Origin of the sequence: Streptomyces sp. NPDC050704 (assembly GCF_040654355.1) — a bacterium.
Lineage (GTDB): Bacteria > Actinomycetota > Actinomycetes > Streptomycetales > Streptomycetaceae > Streptomyces.
This window is the reverse complement of record NZ_JBFAHW010000077.1, coordinates 1-24,342: the sequence shown is the minus strand read 5'-3', so window position 1 is coordinate 24,342 and position 24,342 is coordinate 1. Positions and strand designations below refer to the sequence as shown.

Here is a 24,342-nt window from a genome sequence, read left to right as displayed (position 1 = left end):
CGGAGAGCACGACGTGAATCCCATCTACGACTTCACCGGCCAGGTCGCCCTCGTCACCGGGGCCGGCTCCGGCATGGGCCTGGCGACCGCCCGTGCCTTCGCCGAGTCCGGGGCCGCCGTCGCCCTCACCGACATCGACGAGGCCGCCCTCGACGCCGCCGCGAAGGACCTCACCGGCGCCGGCCACCGAGTTCTCGCCCTGACCTGTGACGTCAGTGACGAGGACCAGGTCGCCGCCGCGGTCGACCGCACGGTCGAGACCTTCGGCCGTCTCGACATGGCCTACAACAACGCCGGCATCCAGATCCCGCCCAGCGACGCCGCCGAGGAGCCCGCCGAACGCTTCGACCGGGTCAACGCCGTCAACCTCCGCGGCGTGTGGGCCTGCATGAAGCACGAGCTGCGGCACATGCGCGACCAGGGCAGCGGCGCCATCGTCAACTGCTCCTCGCTCGGCGGCCTGGTCGGCCTGCCCGGCCGCGCCTCCTACCACGCCTCCAAACACGGCGTGATCGGCCTGACCACCAGCGCCGCCCTCGAATACGCACCGCGCGGCATCCGCGTCAACGCCGTCTGCCCCGGCGCCATCGACACCCCGATGGTCAGCGACATGATCGTCAAGGGCGAGCTCGACCGTGCCGAGGCCGAGGCCAACCAGCCCATCAACCGGCTCGGCACCGCCGAGGAGATCGCCCAGGCCGTTCTGTGGCTGTGCAGCCCGGGAGCCGGATTCGTCGTAGGCGTCGCCCTACCCGTCGACGGCGGCTACGTCGCCCGGTAGGGATGGGTCGCCCGGTAAGGACGGGCCACGACGCCGGGCGACGGCAGGACGGAAACCACCTGGTCCGGCCCGGTCACCGACGAGCGGTACAACGGCCCGCGCACCCGCGAACTGCCCACGCCACAGCGGTCACCGGGAACCACCCCTGCGACGCCGCCGACGTACTTCCGGCACCGCGCCCGTGCCGCGCCGCACCGCGCCGACGCCCCGCCCTCCGCCCTATCCCCTATCGGCCGCCTCCCGGGCGCTGCCAGGCCATAGCCCCGGCCACACACACCGTCGCGAGGCCGGCCAGTGCGATGGCCGTGCCGGCGTCGGTGAACTCGGCGACGGTTCCGAACAGCACCGGTCCCACCCCCTGTACGGACATCAGCCCTGCGGAGAGCAGCCCGAACGCCTGGCCGCGGCTCGCCTCCGGGACCGCGTCGAGGAAGGGCCGCTGGAGTCCGAGCGCGTAGGCGAATCCGAATCCCGTGACGAGGAGGAGCGCGGCGCAGACGGCCCAGGGCGGGTTCAGCGCGAAGCCGAGCAGCGGCAGGCCGAGGACCACCACCAGCGTGGCGACCAGGCGTTCCCGCACGGCGGGACGGACGAACCGGCCGACGGCCAGGTCGCCGGTGAGCATTCCGACCGGCAGGCAGGCGAGCAGCGGTCCGGCCGAACCGTCGGGCATGCGCTGGCCACTCGCGAACGGGACTATCAGGCTCTCGGCGCCGACGACGAACATGGGCGGCAGCCACTGGGCGAGCAGGAGTACCCGGACCCGCCGGTCGGCGAGCAGCTCGGTGCTGCTGGACCAGCTGTGGCGCAGCACCGACCCGGAGCCTCCCCGCTGTCCCGCCTGTCCCCGCTGTCCCTGCTGTTCCGACTGTTCGGGTGCGGGCAAGTCGGGCAGCCGGAGGCGGATGGCGGCCCCGGCGACCAGGTAGGCGCCCGCGCTCAGCAGCAGCGTGGTCCGCGGGCCCAGGACGGCGACCGCGGCACCCCCGGCGGCCAGGCCCAGCAGTTGGGCCGCGGACGCGGAGATGTTGGACAGCGAGCGTCCCAGGACGTAGGCGTCACCGGTGAGCGTCTCGGCGACGAGCCGGTTGCTCACGCCGCTGAAGACAGGGGTCAGGACGGCCACGGCGGCGATGAGGAGCAGCAGGGCCGCCACCGGCAGGCGGGCCAAGCCCAGCACTGCGGCCGTCGCGCACTGCAGGACGTGGCCCGCGACGATGAGCCGGCGCGGGCGTGCCCGGTCGGCGAGTGAGCCTAGGAAGAACGAACCGGCGAGCTGCGGCAGGAAGCCGATGCCGAACGTCAGAGCACCCAGCAGTGGTGAGCCGGTCGTCGAGAAGACGAGCACCGAGAGGGTCATGACGCGCAGCGCGTCGGCCGTGACCGTCAGGGTCCGGGTGGCGAACAGCAGCCGGAAACGCCGGTCGGACAGCACTTCCGTATAGGTGGCGCGCTGTTCCCGGGCGGCGGCGGAAGCCGGGTCGGAGGTCACGGTGAGGAGTGTGCGGGAAGCCCCGCGATCCGCTGCCGCCGTTACGCCTGGAGCGTAAGCCCACCGGTGTGTCCGCCGGGGCGCGGGACAACATTCGGGGCAGCTGTCCCATCAGTACGGGACACAGGGTGCCGGAGAATGACGCACCCGGGCCGGGCCCGGCCTGCCCGGGCCCGCTCCGTCGACCGAGGACCGAGGACTGACGACCGAAGGGACCGCACATGCTGGTGGACCACATCGAGATCCCCGACCTGACTCCCGATGCGTACCTCGATGACGAGGCATCGGAGGTCGCTGTCGACGCGCCGGAGGAGCGCGCCTGGCTTCCTTCCTACCAAGCGGCCCTGACCGTCTGACGCGGCTGCGCGACCGGTCGGGCACCGGGCCCGCAGGAGGGCCCGGTGTTGGCGTCTCACGTCGAGTTCCGCTGTCCAACCCCGAAGGACGGTCCGTCGTTGTCCGCTTTGTCTTCGGCTCTGTCTTCGGCGGGTGTGCCCGCCACCGACGTGGTGTCCCAGGCCGACGCCCTGCTCTGCGCCGACCGGCAGTTCGGCGACTCCGCCGCCATCGGCGAGCGCAACCTCGCCCGGTTCCGGCTGGGCCTGACCATGCTGGCCCGGCAGGACGGCGAAGGGGCGCACGTGCTGCGGGAGACGGCCGCGGCGCCCGACGAGCGCCTGCGCCCGCTGCTGTACGACCCGGTGCTGCGCAACTGCTTCGAGGTGGACCTCGTACGACTGGAGACCGGCCGGCTCGGACGCAGTTCGTTCGGCACCTTCGTGAGCGGTCGCGCGGCCGGTCCGGCGGCTGACACCCCCTCCTCCGCGGGACCCGCGGGACCCTGCGAGGCCCTCACCCGTCCGCACCGACGTGCCTGGCCCAAGCTCGGCGACGCCTGGGTGCTGGCCGAACCGGCGCCGCGCGGCAGTTCGCAGGAGATGCTGGCCGGACGCCTCATGGAGCTGTACCGGGGCGCGCTCGGCGACAGCCGGGCGGCAGGACCGATCGACCCGACGGACGAGGTCCGGGCCACCCTGCGGGAGGGCGCGGAACTCCTCGCGACACTGCTGCCGTCGGCGGGGGCCGGTGTGCTCGGGCACGTCACCATGGTCGGGTTCACCCACCGGGAGAGCGAGGAGGGGCCCCTCCAGTCCATGTCCGGCGGCGACCCGCTGCCCTCCACGGTGCTGCTGGCGCCCGAACGCTGTGCTTCCCCGTGGCTCGCCGCGGAGAGCCTGCTCCACGAGGGCGCCCACCTCAAGCTCTTCGACGCGCTCCGGACGGGTTCCCTGGTCGCGAACCCCACCGAGCGCGTACCGATTCCGTGGCGGATCGGCAGGTGGACGGTCATCCGCGCGTTCGTCGCCCTGCACTTCTACGTGCATCTGCTGGTCTTCCAGGCTGCCGCGGCCGCTGCGGGCGAGGCGGTCCGGGAGAGGTTCGGCCCGCCCCCGTCGGCCGAGGAACTCGACGAGCCCACTCCCGGCACCGCCGCCGCCCGGAGCGGCGCGTACCGGACCAGCGCGGAGCGGGCCCGCTACCTCGCGCAGTGCGTGCTGTCCCTGCCGGAGCAGGCGCTGACCGAGAACGGGCACCGGTTCACCCGCTGGCTCCTCACCGTGCTCCGCATGGTGGACGACAACGCGCCGCGGCCCCCCGACCGGGCCACGGCGGCGGCCCGGCGCGCGGAACCGGGGCAGCTGCCCGGGGTTCCCGCGGGAGGTGCCCTCCAGCAGGCCGCGCCGGTGGACGCATGCGCCCTGCCCGGCCTGGGGCAACTCGTCGTCGGCACCACACGGTCGGCCCGGATGCACTGGCTGAACGCGCGCTCGTGGACCGTCTACTCCCTGTGCGACGGACGTGACCTCGACTCGGTGTCCACGGCCTATGCCCGTGCGGCCGGTCTCCCGGCCGGCTCGGCGGAAGTCGGCCGGCAGGTGGGCGAGAGCCTCCGGCAACTGCTGGCCGTCGGCCTCGTCACCCACGACGGGTGAGGCTCCCCCGCTCCGGTCGTCGGCGGTCGACCGACCGTCCGGCACCGCTCCGTCCTACGCACCCCTGAGTCCCGTGTCCGAGCCGGGGCCGGCCGATTCCAGGCCGGCCAGGCGTGCGGAGACGATCGCCTCCAGCCGGCTGGAGACGTGAATCTTCGGCAGGATGGCCGAGACGTAATTGCGCACGGTCTTCTCCGACAGGAACAGCTCCTGGGCTATTCGACGGTTTCCATAACCGAGCGAGACCAGTCGCAGCACCTCCCGTTCCCGATTCGTCAGCGCCGGGAACGGGAGCGTCCCGCGGGATTCCGCCAGGCGCACCAGAAGAGCGGAGAGTTCGTTGCCGTCCCGCGGGCCCAGCATGACGTATCCCCGCTGCACGGCTCGCACGCTGCGCACCAGGTCCGCCGTCTCCGTGTTCTTGAGCAGATAGCCCGTGGCCCCTGCCATCAGCGTGCTCAACAGCAGGCTGTCGTTGTCGTGCTCCTGGGACACCGCGGCGACCAGCCGAGGCGCCGGGTGCTGATGGCGCAGCCGCTCAAGCAGCCCGATTCCCGCGCGACTCGGCAGGTCCAGGTCGACCATGACCACGTCGGGCTTCTCCTCCCGGACCGCCCGCACGCCCGTGTGCGGATCCCGCGTCCCGACGGCAACGGTGATCCCGTCGCTTTCGAGCGCGGAGCGTAAGCCGTCCAGAATCAGGGGGATGCTCTCTATTACCACCACGCGGATATCCGTATCCCGTACCGCATTGACCATTCCGAACCCATCCTCACACTCGGTCGGTGTGAGGAATGACGAAAACCCTTCCCCACACCGTCTTGATCGACATTCGCGTGAAAGCCCGGGACGGCGGGTTCGCCGCTTTCGTGCCGCGGTGCCGTCCGCTCAGGCGGACTTCTCGGTCCGGGCCGGCGAGGCGACGGGCGTGTCCTCGGGGTCGCGGTGCGGCCGTCGGCGTTCCGCCCAGCGCACCGCGGCCGGCATGAGCGCACCGGTCCCGGCGAACAGGGCCCCCACGAGCCACCACCCCATGGGGCCCCACTCGACGCAGGCCGTGATGAGGAGGGCGGGGCCGATCGCGACGCCCAGGGCCGATCCCATGCCGAACAGCCCCTGGTACTGACCGACCGCATGCGGCGGGGCCAGGGCGAAGGACACCTCGAAGCCGCCTGCGACGTGCCAGAGCTCACCGACGGTGTGGACCACGACGGCGGCGACGAGCAGCGGCAGGACGCACCAGGCGGGCAGTACGGCGAGCGCGGAGAACAGGACGCATGCGACGAGCAGGGCGAAGCCGGCTCTGCCGAACGCCCGGCCGCCCGCTCGTGGAGTGTCGATGCTGCGGCTCGCGCGAACCTGGAACACCACCACGAGCACGGTGTTCACCAGCATCACCAGCGAGACCGACCAGCGCGGGGCGGTGGTCTCGGCGAGCAGCCAGAGCGGCAGGGCCGTGGTGAGTACCCGGTACTGCATCGCCATGACGCCGTCGAGCACGGTCAAGGCGATGTAGGGCCTGTCCCGCAGTGCCGTCCAGCTGGGCCCGCTGCCCGGACCGAGCGGCGGCACCGCCGGAAGGAACAGCACGAGAGCCGCGCACGCCGCCCACGAGAGCGCGCTGCCCGCGATGAGCCACAGATAGGCGGTGCGGGTGTCGACATGAACGCCCCATCCCGCCACCAGGGCGCCCAGCGAGATGCCCACATTGGCCACCGACCGCAGGTAGGCCCGGAGTTGAGCGGGGCGTTCACCGCCGTAGCGCTGGATGAGCGGGCCGCGTGCGGCGGGGCCGGCGAGCTGGGCGACGCTGCCCAGGGTGGCGAACACGAGGAACGACGAGAACGACCGCGCCACGCAGAGCCCGCCCATGGCGACGGCCCCGAGCGCCAAGGTCAAGGCATAGACACCCCGTGCCCCGCGTCGGTCCGCCAGATGACCGATCGGGACACCTGTGGCCAGAGCCGCGGCACCGGCCACGGAGAGTCCGAGGCCGACCTGAGCCGCGGGCAGTTGCACGGAGCGGGTGAAGTACAGCACGCCGGCGGTCAGGTAGATCCCGTAGCCGAACATGTTGACCAGGATCGACAGGGCGAGCAGCCGGCGCGGGCCGCCTTCCGGGAGCAGGGTGGGCATGAGAGACCTTTCCGCCGACGGCCCGGGAGTTACCGGTACTCCGCGAGGCGCAGGCCCAGCGCCTGCCCCATGTCGGAGATCAGCTCGCGTCCGAGCGCGCGCGCCGCTCCGGCGTCGGCGGCCTCCAGGCAGAAGTAGCCGAACACACTGAAGTTTCCGGTCATCTTCGCGATGGGCTGCCCGTCGCGGACCGCGAGCGAGTGCCTCAGGGGGCGGTACTCGGCCGCGACCTCCGCGATGCGCCGCTCGGCGTCCACCGGCGCCACTCCGCCCTCGACGCTGCTGAACGCCACGACGATTCCGGCTCGCCGGAAGGGCGGAACGGGCAGTTCCAGTGGTTCTCCGAGGTGCTCACGTATCAGGATCTCGAACGGGTCGGTTCCCGTCACATGGTGGTAGAGGAACGGCGACATCCCGCCCATCATCCGGGCGTTGATCTCGACGAGCGCCGGTCCTTCGCGGGTCATGATGAACTCGACGTGGTAGACGCCGACCGTCAGGCCCAACTCCCGGAAGATGCCCCGCATGTACGTCTCGACAGCGGCGGACTCGTCAGGGGAAAGGCCCGCCGGCATGACGGCCGCCACCTCGAAGAGCTCGTTGTGCGCGGCCCGTTCACGCCGGGTCACCAGCAGAACGCGCGGGTCGCCTCCGCCCGCGACGATCTCGGCGGAGTACAACACGCCCTCCAGATAGCTCTCCAGGACGATCGCCGTGCTGATGAACCCGTCCAGGGCCGTGCTGCGCGCGGCGCGCTGGGCCCGCAGACCGGCGAAGTACTCCTTGAGCCCGCTCTCCGACCCGACGATCGCCGTCGATTCCTTGCCCACCCCACGGCTGGGCTTGGCCACCAGCGGGAAGCCCAGCTCCCTCGCCGCGTCGAGGGCCTGTTCCACCGTCGTCACGGTCGCATGGCGTGGGGACCGGATTCCGGCGCGGTGCAGCCTCGTACGGCACTCCCCTTTGTGGACCGCCTGCCTGAGGTGGTCCGGTGGGGTCGTTCTGAGACCGAGGGCGGCGGCCGTGTGCGCGGTGGGCAGCACGGCCAGCTCGGAGGTGGTCAGGACCGCGTGGACGGGAGAGTCCGCGTCGATCCGGCGCACAGCACCCGCCAGGTCGGCTTCGAGCCGTTCCACCGTGACGAGTCGGTCGACGTGCTCCAGGGCGGCGGTGATCTGCTCGTCGGGCGTGGCCGTCGCCCGCAGCAGGGAGACGTCACGGGCCTGCACGAACGTGACCCGGTGGCCCAGACTCTTCGCCTTCACGAGTGCTCCGAGGCAGGCCGGGCCGCTGTCGACAAAGACGACGTGAGAAATCGTCAGCTCCTTTCCGGGAGGGCCAGGAGGGGAAGGCCGGTCAGCGGCGAGGTCTCTTGCGCCGACTCCGCGCTGGCGTGCGCGTACTCCTTGAGCAAGGCCATACCGGTCTTTACCTGATCCTCCGTCAGAGATGTGAGGGGCGCCCTGAGATGACCGCCAGGCAGGCCGACCGCGTTCATCAGCGACTTGATCGCCGTCGGACTCCGGTGGCTGTACAGGAACTTGATCAGCGGGAAGAGCCGGTCGTGCAGCTCGCGGAAGTCCGCCAGGTCCTGGAAGTTCCGCCAGGGCCGGGACAGCCGGGCGAACTCACGCGGCAGCAGATTGCCCGCGGCGTTGGCGATGCCCTGTGCGCCGCGCGCGAGAGCGGGCACGAGAATGTCCTGGTCCGGACTGTCGTCGGCGAGGAAGCAGACCTTCGGCCGGTGGGCGAGGAGCTCGGCGATCTGCCCGGTCCGCGGTGAGCCCTCCTTGTGCAGCACGATCCGGGGGTGCTCCAGAATCCGCAGGAGCGTTGCCGTGTCCAGGTCGGTGAGGAGCCGGGCGGGGTTGTTGAACGTACCGATGGGCACGGCGGTCGAGTCCGCGATGTCCAGGAAGTAGCGGGCGGCCTGGTCCTGGTCGGGGCCCATGTTCGCGGGGACGGTCAGGACGACGCCGTCGGCGCCGTGCGCGGCCGCCGTCCGCACCCGCCGGACGGCGCCGGCCGTGGAGTTGCCGGTACAGCCGATGAGGAACGGGACGGTGTGCGGGACGCCGAGGACGGTACGTACGAAGACCTTGAACTCGTCGTCGTCCAGCGTCGCGCCCTCACCGGCGACGCCCAGGAAGAAGAGCCCCGCGGTGTGGTTGCGTTCGTGCATCGAGATGAGCTCGGACAGTGCCCCGTAGTCGATGCCGCCGTCCTGGTTGAACGGGGTGACGATCGCGACGAGAGATCCCGTGAAGCCGAGGATCTTCTCGACGGCGCTGTCCGCTGCGGGCTCGGCCGACCGGTCGTGGGACATCTCGTGGGACATGCGGTGTGCCTTTCGCTGGCTCTGCCGGGGGCGGGATGCGTGGCCGGCCGTTTCAGTGGGTCGCCTCGGCCAGGCAGACGTCGAGCACCTCTCCCAGCCGAGTCACCATGTCGTCGATGTCGTCGGGCGTGGAGACGAACGGAGGGGCGAACAGCACATGGTTGCCCGCCTCTCCGTCGACGGTGCCGTAGCCCGGATACAGCAGCACGCCGCGGGCGAGCCCCTCGCGCTTGATCGCGGCCGCGAGCCGGCCGCCGCCGTCGAGCGGCGTACGACCGTCGTCCGGCCGCACGAGCTCGACGCCGACGAAGAGGCCGCGCCCCCGCACATCGCCGACCGCCGGACTGTCCGAGAAGCGCTTCACGAGGGACTGCCGCAGTTGCTCGCCACGAGTCCGTACGTTGTCCAGCAGCCCCTCGTCGTGAATGGTGCGCTGCACCTCCAGGGCCACCGCGCAGGCGAAGGAGTGGTTCACGTTGGTCTGGCCGTTCTGCAGTACGCCCGAGCCCGCCCCCAGCGCCTCGTGGATCTCCGGGGACACCAGCACGGCGGATATCGGCGCGTAACCGGCGGCCAGGCCCTTGCCGACGGCGACGATGTCCGGCGTCACCGCGTCGTCGAGGTAGGCGAAGTGCTGCCCGGTACGGCCGAGTCCGGCCATCACCTCGTCGAGGACGAGCAGGAGGCCGTGGCGCCGGCAGATCTCCCGCACCTTCCGGAAGTAGCCGGGAACCGCCGGAACGGCGCCGCTGGTCGACCCGACCACCGTCTCCGCCGTGAACGCGGCGACGTTCTCCGCGCCCACTTCGAGGATCTTGGCCTCCAGTTCCGCGCCCAGCCGGTCGACGTAGTCCTCGACGGACTCCGTGGGCAGGCGGTCGCGGTACTCGTAGCACGGGGAGACAAACTCCGCGCGCCCGAGCAGCGGTTCGAAGACGGAGCGGCGCTGGACGTTCCCCGAGATGGCCAGCATGGCCAGGGTGCTGCCGTGGTAGCTCTGCCTGCGGGAGATCACCAGCTGCCGTCCGCGGTCACCCCGCTCGGCGTGGTACTGGTAGGCGATCTTGAGGGCGAGCTCCATCGCCTCGGAGCCGCCGGACAGGAACTGCGCGTGGGACAGGCCCCCCGACCGGCCGGCCAGCGTCTGTGCCAGCTCTTCGGCCGGTGCGGTGGTGAACGCGCCCGCGTGCGCCCAGGTCAGGTCGCGGGCGGCGCGTTCCATCGCCTCGGCGATACGCGGGTGCCGGTGACCGAGGCTGGACACTCCGACGCCCCCGCAGGTGTCCAGGTATCTCCTGCCGTCGCGGTCTTCGAGCCAGGCCCCGGAACCGCCACTCGCCCAGGCGGGCCGGCTGTCGATGGTTTTGTAGATGACGTGGGACATCAGCGGTCTCCGGCGTGGGTGCGCGGGAGGACTTCCGACTTCATGGGGCCCTTCCTGGTGGGTGTTGATCGCGGCTCAGCCACGGATGTACGTCCAGTAGGTCGAGGCCTTGGCGTCCCGTCGCCGGTGCAGCGGGTCGTGCACCGACCGGACCAGCAGACCGGCCAGGGTCACCAGGACATAGCCGACGGCGAGAAGCACGCTCAGCGCGGCTCTCTTCACAAGGTGTTCCCTCTCTCTCGCTGGGCCCTGGGGCCCTAGTCCAGGGGTATGGCCTGACGCCAGTCACCGTCCTCGGCCCAGGCCGGCTGGTCCTCCTTGCGCAGCAGGAAGCCGCCGATCGCCAGCAGGTCGACATGGGTCCGCATGAAACAGGTGTAGGCGTCCTGCGGGGTGTTCACGATCGGTTCGCCCCGCACGTTGAAGGAGGTGTTCACCAGGACGGGGCAGCCGGTCCGCTCCTTGAAGGCGGTCAGCAGGCGGTGGTACCGGGGGTTGTCCCGCGCGGCCACGGTCTGCACCCGCGCCGAGGAGTCGACATGGGTCACGGCCGGAACGGTCGAGCGGAGCACGCCGAGCCGGTCCAGGCCGGTGGCGTCGGCGGCGCCGTCCTCCTTGAGCAGCTGCGCCGCCGCGACGCCGGCGACCACCAGCATGTACGGGCTCGGCTGGTCCAGGTCGAAGTAGTCCTTGGCGTCCTCGGCCAGGACCGACGGTGCGAACGGCCGGAACGACTCCCGGAACTTGATCTTGAGGTTCATCGCGGACTGCATGCCCGGATCGCGTGCGTCCCCGAGGATGGAGCGCGCGCCCAGTGCCCTCGGCCCGAACTCCATGCGGCCCTGGAACCAGCCCACGATCTTCCCCCGGGCGAGCTCGTCCGCCACCCGGCGGTCCAGTTCGGCCTCGTCGAGCCGGGTGTAGACGGCACCCAGGGAATCGAGGCGGGCGGCTGTCTCCTCGTCGGAGTAGGAGGGACCGAGCAGCGCGCCGGCCATCGCGTCCCGCGCGGCGCCGGGGCGGGGGCGGACCCCGTCGCGCTCCGCCGTCAGGGCCAGGGCCGCGCCGAGCGAGGCACCCGCGTCACCGGCGGCCGGCTGGACCCAGATCTCGTCGAAGATCCCCGCCTCGATCACCTTGCCGTTCGCCACACAGTTGAGGGCGACACCGCCGGCCAGGCAGAGCCTCGACTCGCCCGTGACCTCTCTCGCGGTGCGGGCGAGCCGGACGACGACCTCCTCGGTCACCTCCTGGACCGATGCCGCGAGGTCGAACTCCCGCTCGGTGAGCGGCCCTTCGGGGGTGCGGCGGGGGCCGTCGAAGAGCTCCTCGAAGGCCCGCCCCGTCATCACCTGGCCCCGCAGATACTCGAAGTACCGCAGGTTCAGCCGGAACGAGCCGTCCGGCTTGATGTCGATCAGCCGCTCGCGGATCGTCCGGGCGTACCGGGGTCTTCCATAGGGCGCCAGGCCCATCAGCTTGTACTCGCCCGAGTCGACCTTGAAGCCGCAGAAGTAGGTGAAGGCCGAATAGAGCAGCCCGAGCGAATGCGGAAAGCGCACTTCGGCGATCGGCCGCAGCGTTGTTCCCGTCCCGTGCCACAGAGTCGTGGTGGCCCACTCGCCGACGCCGTCGACGCACAGCACCGCGGCCGAGTCGTAGGGGCTCGGGAAGAACGCCGAAGCGGCGTGCGACTCGTGATGACGGCGTACGGAGATGTCCGGAACGGGGCCGAGCCGCAGCTCGGCCAGCTCCCGCCGCAGCGTCCTGGGCATGCGCAGCTTCCAGGAGAGCCAGGAGGGCAGCGTGTCGCGGAAAGACCGGTAGGCGTACGGGGCGACACCCGCGTACGTCGCGAGCACCCGTCTGAACTTGAGTGCCGGGTCCTCGTGGTAGGCGACCGCCGAGACATCGCCGAGGCCTGCTCCCGCCTCGCGCAGACAGTAGGCCACCGCCCCGGCGGGAAACGACGCGTCATGGCGGACCCGGCTGAACCGTTCCTCCTGTGCGGCCGCGACGACGGTGTCCCCGTCCACCAGCGCGGCCGCGCTGTCGTGGTAGTAGGCGGAGAGCCCCAGGATCAGCTCGGACATAGGCGTGTCCCCCTCGTCGTGCGCGATCCGTTCGCGCACGGGACGGCATGGTGGTTCATCGGCTGCCCAGGAGGCGCGATCCGCGGCGGGCCGCTCTGCGAGCCCGCGGCCCCGAGGGCGGGTTGAGCGAGCGGTACCCCACGCGCACCCGCTCCCAGGCCGCCGCGCAGGCCCCGTTGCCCTGAGCGGGGGGCACGGTGGTCATGAAGGCGTCGACCGCGTCGGCCGCCCATGCGGAGTGCCCCGTGGCGACGTTGTCGATGACGTTGTGGATGTCCACGAAACGCGTGTCGAAGCCGTACTTCTGGAGCGCGAGCCGGGCCCGGCGGTAAGTGCCGCCGACGCCGGACAGCTCCATGGCGAGGTTCAGACCGAGGATTTCCGGCATGAAGGTCCGCGGCAGCCGGCCCACGCACAGCCAGTACACGGGCAGTTCGAAGGAGGCGTCCGCGAACCCCTCCCACCGCGCGAACTCCGCCGTGCCGGTGGGCGGCAGGTGCACCCCCATCTGCGCGAGCACCTCGCGGTAGATGAGCGGGTGGTTCAACCGCTGCTCGCCGTTGCCCAGTTCGTCCCAGTAGGTCTCGAAGAGGGAGAAGCCGATCTGCGACGACGCGTGCTCGTAGTCGGTGAACCCCCGCAGCCAGCTGCCGTCGATCAGCGTCAGCGGAGCGAGCTGCACAGTGGAGTCGACGAGGGCTTCCCGGGAGGGCAGCGGGACGTCGGCGCTGCTCTCGAACTCCTCGCTGTGCCGGTCGTGCTGCTCCGCGAGCCAGGGTCGCAGCCCGTCCGGTGTCCACTGTTCGGGCAGTGCCGGTCCGCCGCGGGCGATGCCGTGCCGGGCGCGCGCCAGCCAGCCGTGCACATAGCGCTCGGCGTACGCGCGCAGCGCCGGGGTGTCGCGGCGTCCCTGCAGCAGGTGGTACGCCGACCGCAGATCCGGCGGCGTACGCCCCTCCTCCGCGGGTGCGCGCAGGATCAGCGCGGGTACCTCCTGCGACGGGTTCCGTTCGGGCGTGGGGCGAGCGGCCCGCGTCAGCCGGTCGCCGGTGTCGGGGAGCGCGTCGATCCAGCGCCGGATCACCGCCAGGTCGGCCTCGGCGAAGATGCGGAACATCGGGCCGTTCTCCCCGACCAGTCCCTGGGTCAAGGGGCTGCGGTCCGCCCGGCCGGGCCTGACCAGCTTGCTCACGGCCAACGCCTGGAGCAGCGGCAGTGGGTCGCTGCGGGACTCCTTCAGCCACGCGGACAGGGGGCGGCCCTCAAGGAGGTACGCATGGTGGTAGACGGCGCCTTCACGGGCGCGCTGCCGGATCAGCTCGACCATCTCGTCGACGGGATCGAGCGCGCCGGCAAGCTCGGTGAACAGCAGGCCGTGCCAGTGCCGCAGCTCGTTCAGGGCCCAGGAGAAGCCCTGCGCCACCCGGTCCTCGACATCGGCGGCGGAGATCAGCTCGTCCACCGCGGCCCGGCTCATCTCGGCCCCGGAGGGCTCTCCCGGCTGCCGGGCGGCACCGGGGTCCAGGGCTGCCCAGTCCGCGCCGGCCGGCAGCGTCTCGCGCAGCGCCGTGAGCGCCGGCAGCAGGCCGACCGTACGCAGACAGAGGTCGGCGCCGATGATCTCCGGGGTGAAGTCCTCCGGCCGACGGCTCATCGCGAGGAGCAGCCCCGGTAAGTGGAAGGCGAAGTCGGCCACGCGCCGGTCGCCGCTCAGCCGCGCGGGCGGCAGCGCGTACCGCGACAGGCGCAGGCCGTTCAGCAGCGCGCCGAAGGCACTGCCACGCGAGGCGCCCGGGTGGCCGACCCCGACGTCGGAGGCGTACAGGGCCAGGGCACGCAGCACCGCGGCGTCCTCGGCGTTACCGGGACCGCTCAGCCACTGCAGCCACGCCCCGGAGACCAGCGCCAGCGGCGCACAGCCGAGCGCGGTCCGCCGCACCAGCACCTCGCGCCGGATGTCGGGGGCCGCCTCGGCGAACAGGGTCCGGCAGCGTTCCCCTTGTTCGGCCGCCCAGTTCGCGGCCTGTCCGCCCAGCGAGTCGAGGTCCGTGGGCGCGTGCTCACCCTGGCCGAGGCAGGACCGTATCGCCGCCTCCACGCCCGTCCCCGCGAGCATGGCCTCCGGGTCGCTCGCCCGGACGTAGAGCATGCGGGCTGATGACTCCATCGGAACCCCGCCTAGAACATGGGGTAGATGGAAGCGTCATCGTTCTTCTTCCGTTTGCGCCGCACTATCCTGCCGAGAATCCGCTTCAAGAGCTTCATGACTACGCCGCCTTCCGGTCCGGTGAGTTCAGGAAAGGTCGAGCTGGTCGGTCAGAATGCCGGCCACGAGGTCGTGCCCTTCGTCCGTGAAGTGGATACGGTCCACGAAGAGCCAGTCGTCCGCCGCGGCCGACTCGGCGAGGGTAGGACTGATGTCGAGGAAACGCACCCCGAGCCCGGCACATCCCCGGCGCAGGGCCTCGGCGTAGAGACGGCCGGATCCCATCGCCGCGATGTCGCCGTACACCGCACCGAAGTCGGAGATGCTGTCCAATTCCCGGAACAGCGCGGCCTCCTGGGGTGCCGGCCGTTCACGGACCCAGGTGGCCAGCGGCTGCAGAACGTACGTGAGGCGCGCGCCGGCCGCCTCGGCGAACAACCGCCAGGTGTCGAGGTGGCGCAGGGTGAGGCCGGAGGCCGTGGCGATCTGCTCGTCCAGGTCCGGTGTCACGCGGTCCGCAGCCGGTGCCGTGTCTCTGCGTCGGCGCAGGCCGAGCCCCTGTCGGCGGCCTTCGCCGCCGGAGTTCGCCATCCGGGAGAAGAAGTCACCGCAGTTGAAGAAGGCACCGTGGTCGCCGCTCTGGTCGGCCGGCAGTCGCGCGAGACCGAGATCGTTGAATCCGGAGAAGATGACGATCTCGTCGATCTCCGGCAGCAGATGGCGGTACAGGGTGAAAAGCAGGATCTCCTGGGTGGAGTTGTAGCTCCGGCCACCGAAATTGAGCCAGGGCAGCGCCGGCGCGTGCTTCGTCCACAGCCGGGACGACAACGTGGCCCGGTCGTTCGTCGCCCCGATGCCGAAAACCGTGGAACTGCCCACCAGGAGCCTGACCGGACCCTTCGGCCTGGGACCGCCCACCGACGCCCGCGTATCGGAACCGTGGGAGACCCGAAACCCCAGACTGTCCGTACAGACCACATCGGAGACATGGCCCGCGGGATGGAAGTACATCAAGTACGGCAGCCAGCGGATATCGCCGCGATCGTCGAACTTCTCCGCGTACTTCAGCATGTGCGGAGTGAGCGTGGACCTCGCCGACCCCGCTGGATCCGAGGTGGCTCTGCCTCGCTTTTCGGTGCCCGGCATACGTTCTCCTTGTCGGTCGGAGTCGGTCGGACGGATGCACATCCGGTGACGGATCGAGCGAGCGGCAACGCGGTCACGGAGGCTCCGGGAGCGTCGTGAAACGCACCGCGTCGGCCAGTTCCCGTGCCCGCTCCCGTGCCCGGGAGGCGTTCGGGGCCCCCACGAGCACAAAGCCGGCGCGGTCACCGGAGCGCTGTACGGGGCGGATGACATCCCCTTCCGCGACGGTCAGCTCCGCGTGCAGGACGTCCGGCTGCGCCCGCACCCGCTCCCATCCGTCGATGGACACCACCCGGCCCGGGGGCGGCACGAGGTAGCGCACCGCGGCGGCCCGCACCGGCTCCAGCGTGGCGGGGGCACCCGCACCTCTGCCACGCCGCAGCAGGTCGTCGCAGAGCACGCCGAACAGATCGAGGCCGGGAACCACGTACTCGAGCATGCGGTGGATCCAGTCCCCGCCACACCGCCCGTGCACCTCCCCGATCACCACGCCGTCCGCCGTCAGCCAGCACTCCACGTGGAACGCCCCGGCCCGCAGGTCCAGCGCGCGCAGCGCCCCGCGGACCTGGCGTTCGACCTCCGCACGCACCCGCTCCGGAAGCCCGGCGGGCAGCACATGGCCCACCTCGACGAAGTAGGGCGGCGGAACCTTCTCCTTGGCCGTGATCGCGAGGACCTTGGGAGCGCCGCCCAGGAACATCCCCTCCACGCTGAACTCGGGCCCGTCCACGAACTCCTCGACGAGGAACGGCCTGTTGTCCGGCAGCAGCTCCATGGCCGCCGGCAGCTTCGCCGGGCCGGTCACCAGGCTCACCCCGAGGCTGCCCATCGCGTCACGGGGCTTGACGATCCACGGGCCCCGCGACCGGGCGAGGAACTCCCGGGCCGCCGCGGCGTCCTCGCACAACCGCACCTTCGGCTGGGCGAATCCGGCCTCCGCGAGCGCCCGACGGCAGGCGTCCTTCGTTCGTATGCGGCGAACGGCCGCGGCCGGGTTGCCGAACAGGCCGAGTGCTTCGGCGGTCTCCGCGGCCGCCACCTGAGCCATCTCCTGAAGCGCGAGGACCACGTCGAAGCGCGCGCCCTGTGCTGTCTCGCGCACCGCCCACGCTGCCGTCTCGCCCGGTGCGCCATGGTCCACCACGGAGACGGCATCCGCCGCCTCGACCGCCTCGGGGGCCGCGGCCAGCGCATCGGCCCGGCTGGTGACGTGTGTGCGCAGTCCTCGCGCGCGGGCCTGCGCCAGGGCCCGTACCACCATGTCGACGCCGAGTGACGCCCCGCGCGCGCCCCCGACGAGAAGCAGTGTGGGGGACGTGTGGCTGGTACCTGGATCGGGCATCCTGCGGAACTCTCCGTCCTGGTCGGTTCGGTTCCTACTCGACGAGCAGGCCTGCACTGAAGAACCCGTCACGGGCACCCGGCATCTCCAGGACCCCGGTCTGCTCGAACAGGGCGACGGTCTTGGCGGAGGCGAATCGGATGCTCCCGAGGACCGCGTCCCTGCTGTAGGACTCGGCGATGACGGACCGCCGGATCTCCGGCTTCAGGCCCGCCTGGTTCAGGGCCGCCTCGGCGGGCTTCGTCGCCGGCTGGAGCGACCTCACGATGACATCCGGCAGGAGCTTGGCAACCAACTGGCGTTCCGTGCGGTCGAGTTGCCCCCACAGCTGTGTGAAGAAGGCCGAGAAATACGCGTGATGCCGCCCCTCGTCGATGGCGTGGTCGCGGACGGTCTCCCGAATGACCGAGATGACGTTCTTGTCCGCCGGGATATCGGCCAGGATGGAGGTGATCAGCGTCTCGAACACGACGACCTGGAGGAGCTGGACCAGCCGCTTGTGCTGGGGATAGTCGTCCCCGATGGCATCGAGGTTGCCGAGGAAGTGCTGGAAGTCGTATGCGAGCGCCTTGATTCCGGATCGTTTCTCTATCTGATCCGCCACATCCAGGCTGTAGAGCGAGTGATAGCCCTCGTCGATGAGAATTTTGAAAGCGTCCATCCTGGCACGGTTCGAGATCTCCAGGCCGCAGTTGTCCTCCGCGATCTGCTGAGTCGCGCGACAGACCACGGCCACTTCGAAATGAGAGGTGAAGTTGAGCCACTGATACAGGTGCTGGGCCGACAGATAACGCTGAAGCGGCTCCTCCTGTTCCCGGACAAGAGGATGGTTCAGATGGGGGACCAAATGCCGCGGGAAGAAATCCTTGAGAATATCCTCGTCGTCCTCGGACAGCATCCGGCGTAGCGTGACCCGCACACCGGACTTTTCGTACCAGGTGTCGAAGGCTTTGAGGTCGGACATGGGAATGGACATCTCGCAAATCTCCGGGGGTTAGAGTACGCGGCTTTTCAGTCGGCTACCACAGAGACGAGGGACACACCGCCCCCGCTTTCGCGAACGTAGAGGGTTCCCTCGCTCCACACGCGATCGAGCCGACCCCATCGCATCGCGGAGGCGACGTCCGGGAAGAAGCCGCTGCCGTTGAGGTTCGCGCTGGTGTTGCAGAGGACGGGAATTCCACTGAGCCGGTGGTATTCACCCAGTACCTCCGCCAGCGTCGCGTCGTCCTCGTGGCTGACGGTCTGCAGGCGTGCGGTGCCGTCCAGGTGCATGACGGCGGGTATCCGGTCGACCCAGTCGGCGCGCACGTCGTGGTCGAACAGCATGTGCGGATCGGGCGTTCCCGGGTCGAAGATCTTCGGGGCGTGTTCCGTGAGGCAGATGGGGGCAATCGGCCGGTAGTCCTCCCGCCCCTTGACCAGGTTGAGAAGCTTCTTCATCTTCGCGTGGGTGGCCGGCGCCAGGATGCTGCGGCCTCCCAGGGCGCGTGGACCGAGCTCGGCCCGACCGTTGATCACGACGACCGGCTCACCGGACTCGTGGAGTACCCGCGCGAGCTCTCGTGGCGGGCACGGGGTGGCGGTCCAGCCGTCCAGCGGGTCGGACGGCTTGACGGCAGGCCCGCTTCGGGGATGCCATTCGATCGGCCTGACGCCTTCGGTCGCCATGAGATGTGCCGCGGCCGTACCGATCGCGGACCCCGAGTCATTGGGGAACGGCGGGACCCAGACGGAGCGGAACAGCGGGTGTGCTCGTAATGCGCTGTTCCACTTGATGTTCAGCGCACAGCCGCCGACAAAACAGAGGTTCCACGGCCCGTCGCCCTTCCATTCACGCGCCTTGGCCGTGACCCGTTCGACCAGCAGTTCTTCCAGGAACTGGTGCACAGAGGCCAGAACGTCTTCATCGGAGAAGCCGGAATCCTCCACTCGGAGTCTGACCGAACGATAGAAGTCGTGTACGTAGCCGAGCGACGGCTCCGAGTTACTGCCCCAGCCGCCGATCTTGGCCCGGTATTCGGCGACTTCTTCCGAGGGCGCCTCGAAGTGCTGGTGGAACTCCTCGCGGAGGACCTGGATGACCTCGGCACGAATCTTGCCCAGGGCGATGTAGGCCATGAGCTTGCCGGCGACCGACAGGTCGTCGACGGTCCTCGACTCGTCGGCACGGCGGAACGGCCCGAAGTGGTGTGCGGCGGTGGCATAGGAGTGGCCGATGAGAGGGAAGAGCTCGCCGCCGTTCTCGACACCGTGCTCCGGGTCGACGAAATACAGCCGCGGGAACATGCCGCCGTCCCAGACCAGGACGAAGGAGGGTTCGCGCCCGGGCGCGAAGGGGCTTGAGCAGTAGGCGCTGGCCAGGTGGCCGGCCACGTGCAGGTAGCTGCTGTAGGTGAGCTGCTCGGACCCGATGGCGAACGTCCCGGTCCTGCCGACCTGGAGGAGATCGCGGACGGAGTCGTTCTCCCGGTACGGCGCGAGAGTCAGTGATACGGGCCTGCCGTCGTTGCTGAGGGACGTGTGCCCCGACTCCCTGCCGTCCCAGCCGTCCACCACCCAGTGGTCCACGTCCTCGACGGTGTAACCGAAGTCGGCGAGTAGTCCCCGCACGATGGAGAAGTCGGCGACTTCGCTGTACCGATGCCCGTTCTCGATCTTCTCCATCTCCACGCTGAAGACGAGTCTGTCGCCGTCCAGCAGCGCGACGGCACCATCGTGAGTGAGTTTGAGACCACAAATGATCACAGCGATTCCTTTCCGTCCCGACGGTTCCTCAGCGCTTGACGGTAAACTGCTCGAAGTAGCCGGAACCACGTTCGTCCAGGAACTTCACAAGTCCTTCCAGTGCCACCTGTCGCCCGGGATCCGGTACCCACAGCCAGGTTTCCCGCGGATCCAGTCGAGCACCTCTTTGGAGCTTCGCGGAGAAGGCTTCAAAACCGAGACGCACGCGCTTGATACCGCGGCTCGTCGCATAGCGCAGAGGGTCATAGAAGTTGATCCACTGGTATGCGGTTGCCCGCTCCTCGACCGCGTAGTCGCAGCCGTACACAAGGTTGCAGTAGCTGTTTTCGTCGACAAGATGAATTCCGCAGGCCACTATTTCCGCGTCATCGCTCACGGCAACCGGAATCCTGATGGCCGTATCAAGCCGCTCGGCCATCTCGCGTCGGGTGCGCCCCAGTCTCCCGCGATCCGGTTTCCCACCGTACTTTTCGGCGTTGAGAGCTTCGAGCTCCACGATCCGGGAAAACGAGTCCCGGAGTGGTGTGGTCGCCATGTGCAGGTGTGACCGGTCCATGGCCTGTTCCTCGATCCGGTACCTTCTCCGGTATCTCGCGGGCAGGGCGGCCAGAAACGCGTCATAGGACCGGAATCCCGACACATCGAAGAACGTCACCGCTGTCAGTGTCGCCCGCTGGAATCCAAGCCGGACCAGAACGTCCGTCAGTTCGGAGTTCCCGGCGGACACGAAGGGGAAGACCAGGGCGCCGGCGAGTCCCTCTCGCACCCTGTCCTGCAAGTACTCCACCAGCCGGAGGGCGGACTCCGAGCGCTGCTGTCCGCTCAGGTCCTGACGGAAGATGACCTCGCTGTTGTCGAACCCTCGGATCACGAGAGCTTCTCCGAGGACGGCCGCCAGCCGGCTTGCCTGCTCCGAGGCATCACCCGGTCCCGCGATCGCATCGACCAGGGCGGAATGTTCAGCGCGAACCCGCTCCAGGGAATCATCGTCGGCCCTCAGGAACTGCTCGCTGGTCAGCATCTTCCATGGATGGCTGAACAACGCGCTGTCGGAGCGACTCATCGCGCCGTGCACCGCGGCGAGCAGACCTCGTTCGTCGTCCAGCGTGGCGACTACGGCGTCACCGGGCTCCACGTGCTCCCGGAAACCCAGATACGCGTGGCTTCGGTCCACGCGCCCGGCGCTGTTGAGTGCCTGCCAGTCCCCCGGCGCGACATGTGCCAGACCGGAGTGGAGTTGAACGGTCATAAAGGCGTCGCTTCCGGCGATTCGGGAACAGCGAGGCAAGAGCATGTCCCCCGGCGGGGGCAGGTGGGCAGCCGCATGTTCAGGCCGGAGAAATGTGAATGTGCAGGGCCTGCCGTACCGCTTGCTCCAGTTCATCCAGTTCTTCGGGACTCGGGGCGTCGATGAAGAAGGTCACGGCCCTGTCATCGGAATCGCGCAGCGGGCCGAGGGTGCTCCCGCGATCCTTGAGGACAAAGACCGCCCGCACGGTGGCGGGGTCATCCGGCGCCCCTGGTGCGATATGCGGCCACAGTCCGCTCTCACCCAGCCACTGGAGACCGACACCGGGCCAATCGAATTCGACGTCCTCAAGAACACCCGCCGTATGCTCCAGGTACACCTGGCGGGTGAACCTGTGGGGCTTCGGATAACTGGCCGGTTCCTGTAGGGCGACCTTGATGATCTCGGGTTCGAGTGGCACGCCTGTCGCCAACTGGTACAGGACGAGAAGCCCATCACCCGGTGTGCGTGCGGCTACCTCCATAAGGCGGGGGCGCCTGTCGGAGGTGACCCGCCATTCGGCGTGTGCGATGCCGTCGGAGAATTCGAGCTGCTCCAGCATCTTGTCGTTGGCCGTGAGAAGCAGCTTCTCCTCGTCGCTCAGCGCCGAAGGCACGCTGTGTGAAAGCTCGACGAAGGTCCGGCTGCTGGACTCGGTCGTCTCCTTCTTCGTGACCGAGCTGAAGACTGCGCGCCCACGCTGAACGAGGGTTTCGACAGAGAACTCCTGGCCGACGACCTTCTCCTCTATCAGGAGGTTCTCCGTCGCGGGATAGGAGTCGAGCAGTTCTCCGAGCTCGCCGGCCGATGTCACGGTCACCACGCCCGAGCTCGAATGCCGGCCGGCCGGCTTGACGACCGCGGGGAGCGGGATGGCCGCCGGATCGACCGACTGCCTTTCGGCGGCGGGGACGACGGTCGAGTGCGGGCTCCACTCGTCGAGGTACCAGCGCTGCAGATACTTGCTACGGCACACCTTCGTGGCCCGCACTCCAGGGGATGCAAGGCCCAGCGCATCGGCCAGGATTCCGGTCTGCTCGACCAGAATCTCCCCCACGGCATAAACGCCCACGACGGAATAGCGTGTTCGCCATTGCTGTGCGCGAGCGATCACACCGGCTGTGAACGAGCCTTCGTCCTGCATGGAGCCGTCGACAAAGGCGATGTCGTCGATGGCGGACGCGGGGTGGTCCTTGTCCCGGATGCAGGCCAGTGCCTCGTCCCGCCACTTTCCGGGCGTGATCAGAAGTATCCTGAGGTTGCGAGCCTTCAACTCCGCCAGATACAGCGGGTTTCGGCATACGACACCGAACCCGCCGAGCAGGATGAACGCATCGGGTCCGGCCGGCAGTCCTTCGAGCTCATTCATATCCGTACTGCTCCAAGACGTCACCATAGAGATCGTTGAACAGAGCGATGTTCTCTCGGGTGAAGACCTCTCGCCAGGAACCGGTCTTCCCTTTGTGGAAGCTCCACGCATCGGGGTTGTAGATGCGGTCCGCGATGGCCTCCGCGTCCCGGTCCTCGGCACCGACGTGCCTCAGGACGTCCTCGACGGCACTGATCTGCTGCTTCTTGGAGCCACCGCCCTGTGGGCCCACGAGGTCTTCGTACCTGACCTTGCACACGGCAGGGTGGTGCAACAGCCAGATCGACTTCTCGAATTCGGTCCGGGCGAGGAAATAGGGATCACGCAGGGCGTAGTCGATTTTCTCGGCCATCGTGGGCTTCGTCAACAGGATCGAGTTGAAGACACGTCGCTCGTAGAAGTTTCCGAAGCCCTTGGGCGTCTTGCCCTCGACGAAGTTGATGAGCGAGACCAGTGCGTCCCGGGGATCTCGGAAGTTGAGAATTATGGGAGGTTCGCCGGTTTCGCACCATTCCCCGACGAAACTCCCGTCCACTGTCGTGATATTGAGATCGTGCCAGATCCAGCACAGACCGGCCGGAGTGTCGGAGAATCTGGTGCTGCCCAGCCGCGGATTGGTCGCCGTTATGTCCACCAAGTCGTAACGGTCCTGCCCGTACCGATTCACCACAGGCTGTCCGAATCGGCGGTACCAGCTCCAGGAGAGGGCGGCCCAGGCCTCATCCGTGCGCCGAGTGAACTCGTCCGAGCCCTCCAGGGCGACGATCGATTCGTAGGTCTCGGGAGAATGCACAAGAGAGGCTATGTGCTTCCGCTGCTCCGCACTGAATGTCGGTATGGTCCTCGGTGAAGGCCGTGTTGCCCCGACGATCCTGAAGTCGAGCTCCAGCATGAGCTCTTGCATCAGATGGGTTCCGGTCTTCTGCGGGGACACGATCAATGCACGCGGAGATAACGACATGAGATTCCTCGCTGGAGTGTGCAGAAGGTATCTGAATAATCACATTGGGCATCAGTCCGAGTCAACGTCATAAGCTCGTGTGCTGCATCACGTTTAGTGTTTGACTTTTTACCCACCGTTTTCATTCCATGAGGTGAAACAGGCTCTGCAGGAGATACTCGGGGTCCTTCGTGATTTCCTCCAGGAATCGGGTGAAAGTCCTGCCCCATGTCTCGATGGTCGTACTGTCGAACAGTTCTGTGGAGTACTCGAAGGTGACGGAGATGAATTCTTCGTCAGGGGAAAGGACGGCGTAGAGCTCGTTGCGGGCCGATGCGACCGTGTCGAGACCTCGCACCGTGGCCGACACCGCGCCCAGGTCCAGGGCAGGCGGCGGTGTGGTGACCACGGTGAACAGCACGGTGGGGAACAGTCCGTCGGTGCTCCCGGGTGAGACGAGCTCGGCCACCTCGGTCAGGGGTAGTTCCTGGTGGTCGAGCGCGCTGAAGAGGGTCGAGCTCAGCTGCGTCACGAGATCGGCGAAGGTCTCCGCCTCGCCGAGCCGGGCGCGCAGCAGGACGGCGTCGCCCAGCATCCCGACCACGTCCGACCGCTCGCGGCGCAGCCGGTTCGCACTGGACGCGGCCAGCACCACGTCTGTGGGCCGGCCGCACAGTGCGGCCGCCCAGGCGGCGAACGCGGCGGCCAGGACCGTGTACGGAGTCGTCCCCAGACGAGTGGCGGTGTCCGCGATCCGGGCGGGCGTGTCGCCGTCGACGACCCAGGTGTGCAGGGCGCCCCGGCCGGACAGCGTGCCGGGGTGCGGCCGGTCGTACGGCAGGTCCAGACGCAGGGGCGCGCCGTCGAGTTCGGTGCGCCAGAATCGCTCCAGTTCCGCTCTGCGCCCGTCGCTCAGTTCGTGTTCCGCGCGTGCGCAGTCCGTGAACTGTGCGGTGGGCGGGGCCAGTTGGGTGCCGCCGCCGTCGCGCCTCGCACGGTAGAGCTCCTGCAGGTCGTGCCAGATGATGCCCATGGACCAGCCGTCGCAGACCGCATGGTGGAACACGGTCACCAGCACCCAGTGG

General features: G+C 69.1%; 20 protein-coding genes. 3 read left to right on the top strand and 17 right to left on the bottom strand.

Annotation, left to right across the window (positions count from 1 at the left end; genetic code table 11):
• Positions 1–13 precede the first annotated feature (13 nt).
• On the top strand, positions 14–781 hold the full coding sequence (locus AB0I18_RS34805; protein ID WP_363109673.1) for a glucose 1-dehydrogenase: 768 nt from the start codon (positions 14–16) through the stop codon (positions 779–781).
• Positions 782–1,007: 226 nt separating this feature from the next.
• On the opposite strand, the gene AB0I18_RS34800 is transcribed toward AB0I18_RS34805, so the two are convergent.
• Entirely contained in the window at positions 1,008–2,273 is a 1,266-nt protein-coding gene (locus AB0I18_RS34800; RefSeq protein WP_363109672.1) for an MFS transporter, read from the bottom strand.
• A 221-nt stretch (positions 2,274–2,494) separates the two neighbouring features.
• Between AB0I18_RS34800 and AB0I18_RS34795 the strand changes: the two genes are divergently transcribed.
• The gene (locus AB0I18_RS34795; protein WP_363109671.1) at positions 2,495–2,629 is read left to right on the top strand and encodes a hypothetical protein; all 135 of its coding nucleotides are present in this window, start codon (positions 2,495–2,497) and stop codon (positions 2,627–2,629) included.
• Between the two features lie 99 nt (positions 2,630–2,728).
• On the top strand, positions 2,729–4,267 hold the full coding sequence (locus AB0I18_RS34790) for an HEXXH motif-containing putative peptide modification protein (protein ID WP_363109670.1): 1,539 nt from the start codon (positions 2,729–2,731) through the stop codon (positions 4,265–4,267).
• Between the two features lie 54 nt (positions 4,268–4,321).
• Here the strand turns inward: AB0I18_RS34790 and AB0I18_RS34785 are convergent, their stop codons facing one another.
• The 16 genes from AB0I18_RS34785 to AB0I18_RS34710 form a co-directional block, all read right to left on the bottom strand.
• Positions 4,322–4,993: a response regulator transcription factor gene (locus tag AB0I18_RS34785; RefSeq protein WP_363109669.1), complete on the bottom strand. Its 672-nt coding sequence runs from the start codon at positions 4,991–4,993 to the stop codon at positions 4,322–4,324.
• Positions 4,994–5,155: 162 nt separating this feature from the next.
• Positions 5,156–6,403 carry an MFS transporter gene (locus AB0I18_RS34780; protein WP_363109668.1) on the bottom strand — a complete coding sequence of 416 codons (1,248 nt, stop codon included), beginning with the start codon at positions 6,401–6,403 and terminating at the stop codon, positions 5,156–5,158.
• Positions 6,404–6,432: 29 nt separating this feature from the next.
• Entirely contained in the window at positions 6,433–7,668 is a 1,236-nt protein-coding gene (locus AB0I18_RS34775; RefSeq protein WP_363109667.1) for an ATP-grasp domain-containing protein, read from the bottom strand.
• Between the two features lie 53 nt (positions 7,669–7,721).
• A complete protein-coding gene (locus AB0I18_RS34770) occupies positions 7,722–8,741 on the bottom strand; it encodes a dihydrodipicolinate synthase family protein (RefSeq protein ID WP_363109666.1) in 1,020 nt (339 codons plus the stop codon).
• Between the two features lie 52 nt (positions 8,742–8,793).
• Complete coding sequence (locus tag AB0I18_RS34765; protein ID WP_363109665.1) at positions 8,794–10,125, bottom strand: aspartate aminotransferase family protein; 1,332 nt, start codon at positions 10,123–10,125, stop codon at positions 8,794–8,796.
• 75 nt (positions 10,126–10,200) lie between these two features.
• Positions 10,201–10,347 carry a hypothetical protein gene (locus AB0I18_RS34760; RefSeq protein ID WP_363109664.1) on the bottom strand — a complete coding sequence of 49 codons (147 nt, stop codon included), beginning with the start codon at positions 10,345–10,347 and terminating at the stop codon, positions 10,201–10,203.
• Positions 10,348–10,382: 35 nt separating this feature from the next.
• On the bottom strand, positions 10,383–12,218 hold the full coding sequence (locus AB0I18_RS34755; protein ID WP_363109693.1) for a carbamoyltransferase: 1,836 nt from the start codon (positions 12,216–12,218) through the stop codon (positions 10,383–10,385).
• 55 nt (positions 12,219–12,273) lie between these two features.
• Positions 12,274–14,385: an iron-containing redox enzyme family protein gene (locus AB0I18_RS34750; RefSeq protein ID WP_363109663.1), complete on the bottom strand. Its 2,112-nt coding sequence runs from the start codon at positions 14,383–14,385 to the stop codon at positions 12,274–12,276.
• Between the two features lie 126 nt (positions 14,386–14,511).
• The gene (locus tag AB0I18_RS34745; protein WP_363109662.1) at positions 14,512–15,570 is read right to left on the bottom strand and encodes an SGNH/GDSL hydrolase family protein; all 1,059 of its coding nucleotides are present in this window, start codon (positions 15,568–15,570) and stop codon (positions 14,512–14,514) included.
• Between the two features lie 73 nt (positions 15,571–15,643).
• Positions 15,644–16,912, bottom strand: coding sequence for an ATP-grasp domain-containing protein (locus AB0I18_RS34740; RefSeq protein WP_363109661.1), 1,269 nt, complete (start codon positions 16,910–16,912; stop codon positions 15,644–15,646).
• 34 nt (positions 16,913–16,946) lie between these two features.
• Positions 16,947–17,888, bottom strand: coding sequence for a diiron oxygenase (locus AB0I18_RS34735; RefSeq protein ID WP_363109660.1), 942 nt, complete (start codon positions 17,886–17,888; stop codon positions 16,947–16,949).
• Between the two features lie 35 nt (positions 17,889–17,923).
• A complete protein-coding gene (locus AB0I18_RS34730) occupies positions 17,924–19,660 on the bottom strand; it encodes a carbamoyltransferase N-terminal domain-containing protein (RefSeq protein ID WP_363109659.1) in 1,737 nt (578 codons plus the stop codon).
• 28 nt (positions 19,661–19,688) lie between these two features.
• Entirely contained in the window at positions 19,689–20,909 is a 1,221-nt protein-coding gene (locus AB0I18_RS34725) for a peptidogalycan biosysnthesis protein (protein WP_363109658.1), read from the bottom strand.
• Positions 20,910–20,988: 79 nt separating this feature from the next.
• Positions 20,989–22,317 carry an ATP-grasp domain-containing protein gene (locus AB0I18_RS34720; RefSeq protein WP_363109657.1) on the bottom strand — a complete coding sequence of 443 codons (1,329 nt, stop codon included), beginning with the start codon at positions 22,315–22,317 and terminating at the stop codon, positions 20,989–20,991.
• The gene (locus AB0I18_RS34715) at positions 22,310–23,209 is read right to left on the bottom strand and encodes a hypothetical protein (RefSeq protein WP_363109656.1); all 900 of its coding nucleotides are present in this window, start codon (positions 23,207–23,209) and stop codon (positions 22,310–22,312) included. The genes AB0I18_RS34720 and AB0I18_RS34715 overlap by 8 nt, the downstream gene beginning before the upstream one ends.
• A gap of 190 nt (positions 23,210–23,399) precedes the next feature.
• On the bottom strand, positions 23,400–24,342 hold a 943-nt coding region (locus tag AB0I18_RS34710), incomplete at its 5' end, for a condensation domain-containing protein (RefSeq protein ID WP_363109655.1).